Consider the following 12082-nt stretch of genomic DNA (forward strand, 5'->3'; position numbering starts at 1 on the left):
GCAAAGGGAGAGGGTCGGGGCGAGCTCACCCCGCCGCGCCGTAACCCACCGCCGCGCGCTTCTCCGTGTCGCTCAGGAACTCTGCGTCCCCGACCCGGCGCCACAACGACTCGCGTTCGGGCGCGAGGGCCTCGATGGCGTCGAGGTCGGGTTCCAGGCGGGCGGGGCCGAAGGCGGGCTCCAGCCAGTGGGCGAGGGATTCGGCCGTGCGGCGCACGAGCGGGATCACCGTCTGGCGGTAGAAGGCGCGGTTGGCCTCGGCGTAATTGGCGTGGGTGTTGTCGCCGGGCAGACCCATCAACAGGGGCGGGACGCCGAAGGCCAGGGCGATCTCGCGGGCCGCACCACTCTTCGCCTCGACGAAATCCATGTCCTTCGGCGAGAGGGCCAGGGGCTTCCAGTCGAGGCCGCCCTCCAGCAGCAGAGGGCGCCCGGCATTGCCGGCGCCCTGGTAGTTGGCTTCGAGTTCGGCCTTCAGGCGGGTGAATTGCGCCTCGCTCAAGGTGCCGCCGGTCTGCGCGGCGAAGACGAGGGCGCCCGAGGGCCGGGCGGCGTTGTCGAGGAGGGCCTTGTTCCAGGCGCTGGCGGCGTTGTGGATGTCGAGCGCGGTGGCCGCCGCCTCCATGGGGGCGAGGCCGTAATGGTCGTCCCCCGGATGGAACAGGGTGAGGTGGAGGATGGGCGCGACGCCCGCCTGGTCGAGGTCGTACCGCAGGGTGCGGCCCCCCACCGTGTAGGCGTAGGCCACGGGCCAGCCGTCCGGCCCCGGCACCACCCGCATCCGGTCCGGGCGCAGGGCGTGGAGCTCGCGCGGGGTGCCGTCCAGACTCTCGGCCGCCAGGTAGGCGTTGCCCGAGACCATGAGGTGCCCGTAGACCGATTCGAGGAGCCGCGCCCCGCCCTCGCGCGGGTTCGGGCGGGCGAGCAATTGCAGGAGCGGGTGCTCGTTCCCTGCGTCCGCCAGCACCAGGGGCAGGGACGCGGCGGCCTCGGCCACGAGCCGCACGGCCCGGTGGACCACGGCGTTGCGCTGGAAGCCCTCGCGGGCGAGGGCGCTCCCCTCGCGCGGCGTCCACACCGCCCGGCCCTCGCCGTAGAACTGCACCGCGAGGGGCGCGGCCTTCGTTTCGGGCACGGGAAAGGCTGCCCGCGCGAGGCGGGTGAAGAGGTTGGGCATGATGGAAATCCCCTGAACGGCGGCGGATCACAGCCGCCGGATGCGCGGCTCGGCCGAGCCCCGCAGCATGAGGTGGGTCAGCGCCCACACGAGGGCGTCGAGGCGGTCGGGCGAGGCGCCGGAGGACAGGCCGTCGGGCCCGAAATCGCAGAGCTCGTCCTCCAGCGCCGGAAGGGCGCCGACATGGTGGACCCGTCCTTGGGCGTAGAGCACCGAGACCGGCTCGGCCCGGAGGTATTTTCCGCGGGTGGCCCGTACGGGGATCACCGGCACGGACGCGTCCACCTGCCCAAGGACGGCCGTCACCATCTCGCCGCCCTGGTTGACCTCGACCACGAGGCTGTCGGCGTCGAGGCGGTGGTAGAGGGCCAGCGCCGCGGCGGCCCAGGCCTCGGGCGTCGCCCGGGCGAGGGTCGCGTCGGCGAGCACGTAGGCGTGGCCGGAGGGCGCGAGACCCGCCGCCACGATGCCGCAGGCATCGGCCCCGGCCTTCGAGGTGGCCGGCGGGTCCACCGCCACGACGATGCGGCGCAGATCCTCCGGGGCGCGGGCGACGCGGGTGTGTTCGAGGGCCGCGCGGGTCCACAGGGCGTCGGCACGGTCCTCAATGAGCTCTCCGTCGAGCTCCTGACGCCCGAGGCGGGTGCCGGCGTAGCGCCCCACCACGGCGTCGAGGAAGCTCGGCGCGAGGTTTTGCGCGTTGTCCGCCGTGCGGGAGCGGCTCACCACCGTGGTCGGGTCGGCGAGGAGTCGGCGCAGGAGCGGGATCGGGCGCGGCGTGGTGGTGACGAGGCCGCGCGGGGCGTGGCCGAGGCGCAGGCCGAACTGGATCATGTCCCAGGTGGCGTCGGCGTAGCGCCACTTGGCGATCTCGTCGGACCAGGCGGCCCCGAATTGCGGGCCGCGCAGGGAATCGGGTTCCTCGGCCGAGAAGGCGAGGCCCACGGCGCCGTTGGGCCAGTCGAGGCGGCGGCGCGAGGGCGACCAGCGCGGGCGCGGTCCGTCGAGGGACAGCAGCCCCGACGGCCCTTCGATCATCACGTCGCGGACATCCGCGAAGGTCTCGCCGATGAGGGCGATGCGGCCCACGGGTCGGGCGGTGAAGGCCGGGTCGCCCTGGGCTAGGGCCCGGACCCATTCGGCCCCCGTGCGGGTCTTGCCCGAGCCGCGCCCGCCCACCACCGCCCAGGTGGTCCAGGCGTCTTCCGGGCATGCAGGTGTCGGGCATGGGGGCAGCTGGTCGGCCCGCGCCGTGTGGAGCCAGTCACGGGCGAGCGCCCGGATCAGATGTGGCGGCAGGCTCTCCAGGAGAGCCGGCATCCGGCCGCTCGCCGACGAACGCCGCATAGCGCCGCGCGATCTGCGCGCGCAGGGCGGGCAGGTCGGTGTCCCGTTCTGCGTCCGGGTCGGTGCCCGAGCCGGCGTCGCCGGGGCCGTCCGTGTGCGCGCCGCGTGTCGCATCGGGGTCGCTCCTGGGGGCGGCAACAAGGTCGTCGAGGAGGCGCTTGAGGCCGCCGAGGTCGCGCAGCACCCGGGCCGAGTCGAGGCCGGGGGGCGCCTCCTTCAGGGCCACGTCGAAGGCCGCGACCTGCCGGTTGATGTGGGTGAGCAGGGCCACCCGGAGGATGGCGGGGCCGGGGGGCGGCCCCTCCGCCGCCTCGGGCAGCCCGCAGGACGAGAACAAGGCCGGCGCCGTGCGGCGGGTCAGGCCGAGCACGGCGGCGAGATCCGCGCGGGTGACCCCGTAGGCGCGGTCGACCCGCGCCAGGGCGGCGCAGCGCGCGGGCGACCAGGCCGCCGGTGCGGTCTTCGCGATGGGGGGGCGCCACGTCTCCTGGCGGCACCATTTGCGGAGGGTCGCGGCGCTGAGCTTCGTTTCTGCCGCGATCTCCCGGACGGTCTTGTCGGTCTCGCGAAACAGGGCTTCGGCCTGCGCCTTCCGCTCCGCATCGACGGGGGTGAGGTTCATCGCCGCCGCCCCCTCTCCATCCACACTTCTTGAGCGTAGGGTAGTGATACCGCAGGAGCGTCGCGCTGTCAATCATAAATTCCTATTTTTGGGATTTAGATCTTATGATTGAGGCTCGCTTCAACGGCCTTCAGGGATGGTGGAGTCGGGGCTCCACCATCCCTGTTCGCAGGCCGGACTCGTGTCCGGGGCGAGGGTCTAGAGGCCGATCATCGCCTGCGAGGTGCCGACGATGGTGAAGGCCAGACCAGCGGCGAAGGCCGCGATCATGACGTAGGAGAATCCCTTCAGAACCATGGGCGTCGCCTCCCGGGCTCCGATCAGCAGCGGTTTCCGCCGGAGGTCTGGCCGTACTGCATCACGGGGAAGTTCTGCTGGTTGGCGTTGCCCTCGGCGGCCGAGCTCATGGCGCAGCCGCCGTAGGCCGGCACGCGGGACGGGGCGTAGACCGAACCGGTGGTCTCGACTTCGGGGGGAAGGAAGCCGGTGTAACGGCCCTTCTTCTCGTAGGCCATGGCCGGAGAGAGCGAGGCAACGCCAAGAACAACGGCGGTGGCGAGGGTGGCGATGCGGGTCTTGGTCATGATCTGAGTATCCTGTTCAGGACGATCCGCGCTGCGGACCAGGGCCGACGATTGGCCGATGATTGAAAAGAGGAGAGGTGAGGTGCGCGTTCTGCTTCCGGGATGTCGCGGCCGACGCGCCACCCCGGGCAATCTCGAGGACGGTCGCTCGCCCGGAGCGGTCGTTACAGCCCGATCATCGCCTGGGAGGTGCCGACGATGGTGAAGGCCAGACCGGCGGCGAAGGCGACGATCATGCCGTAGGAAAAGCTTTTCAGGACCATGTCTATACCTTGCTGTTGCTGACTTGTGTGAGATCGGATCAGCAGCGGTTTCCGCCCGAGGTCTGGCCGTACTGCATCACGGGGAAGTTCTGCTGGTTGGCGTTGCCCTCGGCGGCCGAACTCATGGCGCAGCCGCCATAGGTCGGCACGCGAGACGGGGCATAGACCGAACCGGTGGTCTCGACCTCGGGGGGAAGGAAGCCGGTGTAGCGACCCTTCGTCTCGTAGGCCATGGCCGGGGAGAGCGAGGCAACGCCAAGAAAAACGGCGGTGGCGAGGGCGGCGATACGGGTCTTTGTCATTGTCTTATAATCCGCTTCTGCGACAAACCGGCGTTCCGGTCTGTCCGTTGCTTCTGAAAAACAACATAGGGCTTCGATTTCATTCTGAAGGTGCCGCGACGCACGCGCCACCATGGATTAAGCCGACGTGCGCGGAATGCTCCGTGGAGTCGTCTTCACCCGGTCCGGCAGGCCGCCCTCCCATGGTGCACGGCAAGTCGGGCGGCGGGCGGCATCGCGCGAACGCAGACAGATCACGTTGTAATCCCGACTTGTCGCGGAATATTCGCGTCACGGCAGCGTCATTCGCCAAGCCTAATGCGCCGCCCAGCAAGGTTATGCTTCGAACATGAACCGCTTTGTCGAGGCGTTGCTGCGGCGATGCCTCGACGCCGCCGGTGCAGGCGATGCGCGCGGCCGGCTCGGGTTCGACGGGCCGCCGATGCCGGCCGGCATGCTGCAGATGCAAAGGATCGAGAGATGAGACAACGTCTGTTGGCGCCGACGCTCGGCCTGTTGGCGGCGACCCTCGGATGGAGCGTCCTGACGCTGGCGCCGGCCCAGGCCCAGACCGTCGCGGAGCTGCAGCGCCAGATCGACGAGCTCAAGGCGATGATCAAGGCGCAGGCCGAATCCGGCCGCGGCGCGCGGGCGGCCCCGGCCCGGGTCGCGCATCGCAGCGATGCCGGCACCCGGCCGGCGGCGGGCCGGCCCGTCGACTTGGCCGTCGCTCCTCCGGCGGCGACGCGGGCCGTTCACGCGGACCGGCCCGCCTTCGCCATCGACCGACCGGATACCTGGATCGACGCCCTGCTGCCGCCCCCGCCCGGGGTGGACGGCCCCAAGCCCGCCGGGTCGCCGAAAACCTGGTTCGAGCGCCTGTCCCTGCGCGGCTACACCCAGATGCGCGTCAACGAGATCCTCTCGGGGGACGGCACCACGCCGGCCGGCCGGTCGCGCCTGCGCTCCGTCCACGACGGCGGCATCACCGAGCGGGGCAACTTCACCTTCCGCCGGGTGCGCCTCGTCCTGCAGGGCGACATCCACGAGCGGGTGTTCATCTACCTTCAGCCGGATTTCGCCGTGAACGTCGCCAACCAGGCCGGCACCGAGGGGCGCGGAAACTTCGCCCAGCTGCGCGACGCCTTCGCCGACGTGTTCCTCGACGAGGGGCGCAGCACCAAGATCCGTTTCGGCCAGCAGAAGGTGCCGTATGGCTGGGAGAACCTGCAATCCTCGCAGAACCGTCTCACCCTCGACCGCTCGGACGCCATCAACAGCGCCATTCCGGGCGAGCGCGACATCGGCATCACCGCCTATTACACGCCGGCGCACGTCCAGGGACTCTGGGACCGGCTGGCCAAGGGCGGCCAGAAGCTGTTCGGCAATTACGGCGCCTTCGGCGTCGGCATCTACAACGGCCAGACCATCAACCGGACGGAACGCAACGACGATCTCATGGTGGCCGGCATGGCGACGTGGCCCTTCGCCCTCGACGGTCTGGGCGCGGCGTTCGAGGGCCAAGTCCTCGAGGTCGGGGCTTCCGCCTACCGCAACCGGTTCCAGCCCGAGATCCGCACGGGCGGCGTCAGCCCGGCGGCGTTCAGCGATGCCCGCGTCGGCCTTCACGCCATCCTGTATCCGCAACCCTTCGGCCTCCAGGCCGAGTGGAACTGGGGGCGCGGCCCGGAATTCGACGTGGTCACCCGGATGATCGCGGAGAAGCCGCTCAGCGGCGGCTACGTCCAGGCCATGGTCCGGGTCGACCATTCCCCCATCGGCCCGTTCATGCCCTACGCGCGCTGGCAGACCTATGGGGGCGGCTGGAAGGTGGCGACCAACGCGCCCCGCCTCGACACCGACGAGGTCGAGGTCGGCGTCGAGTTCCAGCCGATCAAGCCCCTCGAGATCACCCTGGCGTATGCCCGGATGAAGCGCCGCGAGGCCGACGAGCGCCGCCGCGGCCGAGCGGAAGGCCACCTGTTCCGCGGGCAGCTGCAGTGGAATTACTGACGCCGTGCCGAGGGTGGGCCGGACCCCCACCCTTGGGTGCGCCCCGGAAACCCGGTACCCTCCGGCGAAAATCAGACCCCGCCGGAGGACGACCCCCAATGAGCCACAGCCCGACCCCCCTCACCGCCCACGGTGTGTTCGACGTCGCGGCGCACGCCGCCCAACTGCCCGAGACCGCCGACACCATGGTGGCCGATCACCGCTTCACCGACGATCCGGCGGCAAGCGCCCGGGTGTTCCGGGTCTACCGGCCGACGCCGCCCCACAGCCACGCGTCCTGCGACGAGTACCTCTACGCCCTGTCGGGCCGCTGCCTCATGAAGTTCGCCGACGAGCCCGCCATCGAGGTCGGCCCCGGCACCCTGGTGTTCTTCAAGCGCGGCGTGGTCCACTCGGTGCCGGAGATCCTGGAGGAGCCGATGGTGTTCCTCTCCGTCGACACCCCCCGGCGCGAACCCCGCGACATCCGCTTCGTTGAGGCCGGCACCGGCACGCCGGACAGCTTCATCCGCCAGCGGGATTGAACGCGTCCGGCGGGTGAGGTTCGGTGCGACGCCGACCATGGGAGGCGCTCGGTCCGCGTCGATGGCGCGGACCGTGATCGGACGCACAGGGGCCGGACCCTCCAGGCCCGCGTCGGCCCTCCACGCGGACGAGGCGCATCGCCATGCGCGTGATCGGCGCCCTGACGATCGTCGCCCCGTTCCCTGTCTCCAAACTCTACGGGGACGAGCTTTCCAACGGCGACCCGGCTCCCGAGAGCCTCGGTCTTCGGGGCGGCATGGGCTTGTCCGCCCTCAGGACCCGCGCGCGTCACCGGTAGCGAGACGTGCCTCTTCGGCCGCGAAGACCTCCTCCATGGTGATTAGGCCCCGGTCTTCCAGGAGTGTGAGGAGCTGGAGCGAGGCCGACATCGCGTTGCCCGAGCCGCGCATGATCGCGAACGCCTGCTCATGGTCGTGGGTCATCAGGCTGCGCAGATAGGGGGCCAGCGTGGCGACGGGAGCATCCGCCGCCACGAGCCGGAGAATGTCGAGGGCTTCATCCCGTGGCGTGACAGTGACCAAGTCGGCCGAGGACATCGTGATAGCCTGAGATATGAATACAACACCGTTAGGTATAGTAATTTATGCGGATTTGTCAAGATCTATACTTGCATTGACGGGCGCCGGACAGACCGTATCGTGGGCCGGCACAGTCCCGCGAGTCGGCCCGAGCCCGCGAGTCGGCCCGAGGCCGCGAGTCGGCCCGAGGCCGCGAGTCGGCCCGAGGCCGCGAGTCGGACCGAACCAAGTCGGATCGAAATTCCGTTGCCGGAGTACGGATGATCCCGTCGTTCGCTGGACTGGACCCTGGTCCGGCGCGGACCGGACCTGCGACCGGCGGCGCCTCCGCCCTCGGCGGTACCGGGCTGCCGTGATGGCGGCCCAGGCTCATGCGAAGTCCGGGCCGAGGACGGGCCTGATCCACGACGTCACCGGCCGGACGAACCTGCGCGGTCCGGGCCGATCGATCGGGCCGCGTCGAGACGGTCCGTCGACGATGCGCCGGATGCGATCCCCGCCCGATGCGTGCCCGAGGAACCCTCGTGCGCAGCTTCCCGCGAAGGGGATCTCGATCCTACGGCGCCTTGGCGGGCTCGGCCGGCTTGGTGTTCGCATCGGTCTTGGCGTCGGTCTTGGCATCGGTCTTGGCCTTGCCGAGGTAGATGTACTCGGGGGCGGCGCGGAGCTGGTCCTTGTTGGTGTCGATGGTCGCCTTCAGGGTGGTGTCGTTGGTGCGGGTGAGCTTGAGGGCGCTCGGATCGATGGCGACGTACTTCGTGCCGATGCCCAGGAAGCCGCCGACGCCGACCACCCACGACTTCACCGTGCTCTTCTCGTCGAGGACCACGTCGGCGATCTCGCCGATGGTCTCGTTGGCGCCGTTCTGGATCGTCAGTCCAACGAGCTTCGACGTGACCATGTCGGTGGGGTTCTGCGCCACGAAGGTCGGGCGCAGGTCGTTGGCGAGGGTGGCGGGGGCCGCCGGAACCGGGGCCGTGCCGGGCGCCGTTGCCTCCGGCGCCTGCGCGAGGGCACCGAGGGTGCCGGCGACGAGGAGGGTGGTGCCGAGCAACAGGCTGCGCATGGAGGCTGGTCTTTCCGGGTCAGGGGCGTGTGGGGCCGGGTGGGGCCGTGTCGAACGCTCAAGCTCGGGACGGCCCGATGGTTCCGCCCACGTGCACGGATCGCTCCGCCCGCGCGCACGGATCCCTATCCCCTGCATGCACGAAGGCGCGACCTGGGACGATCGGCGCGAGACACGGGGGCCGTTCGCGCCCTAGATTCCCATCGAGAGACCGCGCGGGTGCCCCGCGCCGCGAATCCCCGGGAGCCCCGCCATGCCGTCCTTCCTCAGCGAGACCCTGCCCCGCCGACGGGCCCTGATCCTCCTCGGCGCGGCCCTGGCCGGCGGCGCGCGGGCCGCGCAGGCGGGCGAGACCCGGGCCGGGGCCTTCACCTTCGAGAAACCCGAGGGCGGCGGTCTCCCTCTGGCGGATTTCGCCGGCAAGCCAATCCTCGTCGTGAACACCGCGACCTCCTGCGGCTATGCCGGGCAGTTCGTCGGGCTTCAGGGTCTGTGGACCCGGTTCGGCGCCCGCGGCCTCACGGTGATCGCCGTGCCGTCGCCTGATTTCGGCAATCAGGAGACCCTGGACGGTGTCGCCATCGCGGAGGCGGCGCGCAAGAACCACGGCGTCACCTTCCCGGTGGTGGCCAAGACCCACGTCAAGGGCCCCGCCGCCCATCCGTTCTACCGCTGGGCGGCGGCCGAGAAGCCCGGCGCCACCCCGGGCTGGAACTTCCACAAGTACCTCGTCGCCCGCGACGGCAGCCTGCTCGCGGCCTTCCCGCATTCCATGGAGCCGACGGATTCCCGCATCGTCACCGCCATCGTGGGGGAACTGCCCGCCGCCTGAGCGGCCGGCCCTTCGATCGACCCCCAAGGAGGTTTCGCGATGCAGGACCACGATCAAGACCACGACGCGTCCCCGACGGGGGACGCCGCCCCGCGCTGGAAGCACGACGGCATCCGGGTGATCCCCGGCGACAGGCTCGACCCCAACACGGCGCAGACGCCGGGCATGTTCCGGCAGGCCGCCATCAACCACGCCCGCGTCGGCGCCCAGAAGATCTGGGCCGGCACCGTGGCGATCGAGCCCGACGCCAAGACGGGCGTGCACCACCACGGTGCCCTGGAGAGCGTGATCTTCGTGCTCTCGGGGCGCGCCCGGATGCGGTGGGGCGACCGGCTCGAATACGTCGCCGAGGCCGGCCCCGGCGACTTCATCTTCGTGCCGCCCTACGTGCCGCACCAGGAGATCAACGCCTCCCCGGACGAGCCCCTGCACTGCGTGCTGGTGCGCTCGGACAACGAAGCGGTGGTGGTCAACATCACGGATGTCGACCCCGTCGAGCGCCCCGAGACGGTCCCGTGGGTCGATCCGATCCACAGGCACCCGTGAGCCGGATGCGGACGGGGGAGGGCTCCCCCGTCCGCTCTGTCGGGCGGCTCCCGGGGGGAGGGCGCCCCCGTCCGGCCGGTCAGGCGGCTTCCGGCATCCGGTCCAAGAGCTTGTCGAGGGTGATGGGGTAGTCCCGCACCCGGATGCCCGTGGCGTTGTAGACGGCGTTCGCCACCGCCGCGCCGACGCCGCAGATGCCGAGTTCGCCCACGCCCTTGGCCTTCATGGGCGAGGAGATCGGATCGACCTCGTCGAGGAAGATCACCTCCTGGTGCGGGATGTCGGCGTGGACCGGGACCTCGTAGCCGGCGAGATCGTGGTTGGCGAAGAAGCCCCGCTTGGTGTCGACGTCGAGCTTCTCCATCAGGGCGGCGCCCGTCCCCATGGTCATCCCGCCGATCACCTGGCTGCGGGCGGTCTTCGGGTTGAGGATGCGGCCGGCGGAGCAGACCGCCAGCATCCGGCGCACCCGCACCTCCGCGGTGTCGACATCGACGCCCACCTCGACGAAATGCCCGCCGAAGGTGGATTGCTGGTAGGTCTTCGACAGGTCGCCGAACTCGATGCTGTCCGCGCCCGTCAAAACGCCCTGCTGCGCCGCCTCTCCGAGCGGCACGGCGCGGTTGCCGGACCGCACCTCCCCGTCCACGAAGACGGCATCGTCCGAGTTGATGCCGAGGCGCTGCGCCACGGCCTCGCGCAGCTTCACGCAGGCCGCGTAGACGCCGGAGGTGGAGGAATTCGCGCCCCACTGGCCGCCCGAGCCCGCCGCGACCGGAAAGGCGGAATCGCCGAGCCGGACCACGACGCGGTCGAGGGGCACGCCCATCATCTCGGCGGCCGTCTGGGCGATGATGGTGTAGCTGCCGGTGCCGATGTCGGTCATGTCGGTCTCGACGGTCACGATGCCCTTGGCGTCGAGCCGGACCCGGGCGCCGGACTTCATCACCATGTTGTTGCGGAAGGCCGCGGCCACCCCCATTCCGACGAGCCAGTGCCCGTCCCGGACCGAGCCGGGCTTGGGGTTGCGCTTGGCCCAGCCGAACGCCTCCGCGCCGCGCGTCAGGCAGCCGACGAGGTCACGGTGCGAGAACTTGCGGCCGGGCTTGTTCGGGTCGGTCTGGGTGTCGTTGCGGATGCGGAACGCCACCGGGTCCATCCCGAGCTTCTCCGCCATCTCGTCCATGGCGACTTCGAGCACCATCAGGCCCGGCGCCTCGCCGGGCGCCCGCATGGCGTTGCCCTCCGGCAGGTCGAGATGGGCGAGCTTCATGGCAGTCATGCGGTTGGCACCCCCGTAGAGGAGCTTGGTCTGGTTCACCGCCGTCTCGGGATCGCCGTCGGGCAGGTTGCCGGAGGTGCTCTCGTGCGCGATGGCGGTGATCGTCCCGTCCTCGGTGGCGCCGATGCGCACCCGCTGGATGGTGGCGGGCCGGTGGGTGGTGTTGTTGGCCACGAGCGGCCGGGTCAGCGCCACCTTCACCGGGCGCCCCGCCGCCTTGGCGCCCAGCGCCGCCAGCACCGCGTCGGCGCGCACGAACAGCTTGCCGCCGAAGCCGCCGCCGACATAGGGCGAATCGAGCCGGACGTTCTCCTTCGGGATACCCAGGATCTTGGCCATGCTGCCATGGCCCCAGCCGATCATCTGGTTGGAGGTCCAGAGGGTGACCTTGTCGCCGTCCCAGGCCGCCACGGTGGCGTGCGGCTCCATCATGGCGTGGCTCTCGTCGGCGGTGGTGTAGGTCTCGTCGAACCGCACCGGGGCCGACGCGAAGGCGCCCTCGAAATCGCCGACGCGCTCGACGCCGTCGCCGCCGCTGCCCTCGCCGCTGTCGCCCGGCGCGGGGGGCGCGCCCTTCGCCTCGGTGGCGAGGTCGAACTTGCCGACCTCGGGGGCGTAGTCGACCTTGACCAGGAAGGCCGCCGCGCGGGCCTGCTCGAAGGTCTCGGCGACCACCACGGCGATGGCCTGGTGGTAGTGCTGCACCCGGTCGCCGCCGAACAGGTAGGCGGCGTTCATGGTGCCGCGTTCGAGGCGGGGCGTCTCCAGGGTGGTCACGATGGCGAGGACGCCGGGGGCGCGCTTGGCCGCCTCCGTGTGGATCGCCCGGATGCGGCCCTTGGCGATCCCGGCGCCGAGCACGTAGCCGTAGGCTTGGTTCGCCGCCACGTCGTGGCGCTCGTAGGCGTAGGGGGCGGTGCCGGTGGTCTTGTACTTGCCGTCGATCCGGTCGGTGGCCTTTCCGACGACCTTGAGCTGGTCGATGGGGTTCTGGCCGGCGGGGGT

The 12082-nt window shown here is 70.7% G+C and carries 14 protein-coding genes; 6 read left to right on the forward strand and 8 right to left on the reverse strand.

What is annotated here, in order from left to right:
* Nucleotides 1–25 precede the first annotated feature (25 nt).
* The 5 genes from ASG60_RS16710 to ASG60_RS16730 all read right to left on the reverse strand — a co-directional run bounded on the left by ASG60_RS16710 (nt 26) and on the right by ASG60_RS16730 (nt 4295).
* Entirely contained in the window at nt 26–1177 is a 1152-nt protein-coding gene (locus ASG60_RS16710) for a phage portal protein (protein WP_056386680.1), read from the reverse strand.
* Nucleotides 1178–1204: 27 nt separating this feature from the next.
* Nucleotides 1205–2497, reverse strand: a complete 1293-nt coding sequence (locus tag ASG60_RS16715; protein WP_056386682.1) for a terminase family protein — start codon at nt 2495–2497, stop codon at nt 1205–1207.
* Complete coding sequence (locus ASG60_RS16720) at nt 2442–3146, reverse strand: hypothetical protein (protein WP_056386684.1); 705 nt, start codon at nt 3144–3146, stop codon at nt 2442–2444. The genes ASG60_RS16715 and ASG60_RS16720 overlap by 56 nt, the downstream gene beginning before the upstream one ends.
* A 320-nt stretch (nt 3147–3466) precedes the next feature.
* Entirely contained in the window at nt 3467–3730 is a 264-nt protein-coding gene (locus tag ASG60_RS16725) for a hypothetical protein (protein ID WP_056172942.1), read from the reverse strand.
* Between the two features lie 301 nt (nt 3731–4031).
* Nucleotides 4032–4295: a hypothetical protein gene (locus ASG60_RS16730; protein ID WP_056386686.1), complete on the reverse strand. Its 264-nt coding sequence runs from the start codon at nt 4293–4295 to the stop codon at nt 4032–4034.
* A gap of 328 nt (nt 4296–4623) precedes the next feature.
* On the opposite strand from ASG60_RS16730, the gene ASG60_RS23805 reads away from it, so the two are divergent.
* From ASG60_RS23805 to ASG60_RS23065, 4 genes are all read left to right on the forward strand, one after another.
* The gene (locus ASG60_RS23805) at nt 4624–4758 is read left to right on the forward strand and encodes a hypothetical protein (protein WP_277996243.1); all 135 of its coding nucleotides are present in this window, start codon (nt 4624–4626) and stop codon (nt 4756–4758) included.
* On the forward strand, nt 4755–6287 hold the full coding sequence (locus ASG60_RS16735) for a porin (RefSeq protein ID WP_056386691.1): 1533 nt from the start codon (nt 4755–4757) through the stop codon (nt 6285–6287). Before ASG60_RS23805 ends, ASG60_RS16735 begins: the two co-directional genes overlap by 4 nt.
* A 98-nt stretch (nt 6288–6385) precedes the next feature.
* On the forward strand, nt 6386–6811 hold the full coding sequence (locus ASG60_RS16740) for a cupin domain-containing protein (RefSeq protein ID WP_056172951.1): 426 nt from the start codon (nt 6386–6388) through the stop codon (nt 6809–6811).
* Nucleotides 6812–6954: 143 nt separating this feature from the next.
* Complete coding sequence (locus tag ASG60_RS23065) at nt 6955–7110, forward strand: hypothetical protein (protein ID WP_162244803.1); 156 nt, start codon at nt 6955–6957, stop codon at nt 7108–7110.
* On the opposite strand, the gene ASG60_RS16745 is transcribed toward ASG60_RS23065, so the two are convergent.
* Nucleotides 7085–7369, reverse strand: coding sequence for a hypothetical protein (locus ASG60_RS16745; RefSeq protein WP_056386693.1), 285 nt, complete (start codon nt 7367–7369; stop codon nt 7085–7087). The two genes, ASG60_RS23065 and ASG60_RS16745, sit on opposite strands and share 26 nt — an antisense overlap.
* Before the next feature lie 538 nt (nt 7370–7907).
* Complete coding sequence (locus ASG60_RS16750) at nt 7908–8417, reverse strand: PRC-barrel domain-containing protein (RefSeq protein WP_056360960.1); 510 nt, start codon at nt 8415–8417, stop codon at nt 7908–7910.
* Between the two features lie 253 nt (nt 8418–8670).
* On the opposite strand from ASG60_RS16750, the gene ASG60_RS16755 reads away from it, so the two are divergent.
* Nucleotides 8671–9249, forward strand: coding sequence for a glutathione peroxidase (locus tag ASG60_RS16755; RefSeq protein WP_056172957.1), 579 nt, complete (start codon nt 8671–8673; stop codon nt 9247–9249).
* A gap of 39 nt (nt 9250–9288) precedes the next feature.
* Nucleotides 9289–9795 carry a cupin domain-containing protein gene (locus tag ASG60_RS16760; RefSeq protein ID WP_056386695.1) on the forward strand — a complete coding sequence of 169 codons (507 nt, stop codon included), beginning with the start codon at nt 9289–9291 and terminating at the stop codon, nt 9793–9795.
* A 79-nt stretch (nt 9796–9874) separates the two neighbouring features.
* Here ASG60_RS16760 and paoC read toward each other — a convergent pair.
* Nucleotides 9875–12082, reverse strand: a 2208-nt coding sequence (gene paoC, locus ASG60_RS16765) for an aldehyde oxidoreductase molybdenum-binding subunit PaoC (RefSeq protein ID WP_082531787.1), incomplete at its 5' end; no start/stop codon positions are given.

It is taken from the genome of Methylobacterium sp. Leaf469 (assembly GCF_001424745.1).
Classification (GTDB): Bacteria; Pseudomonadota; Alphaproteobacteria; order Rhizobiales; family Beijerinckiaceae; genus Methylobacterium.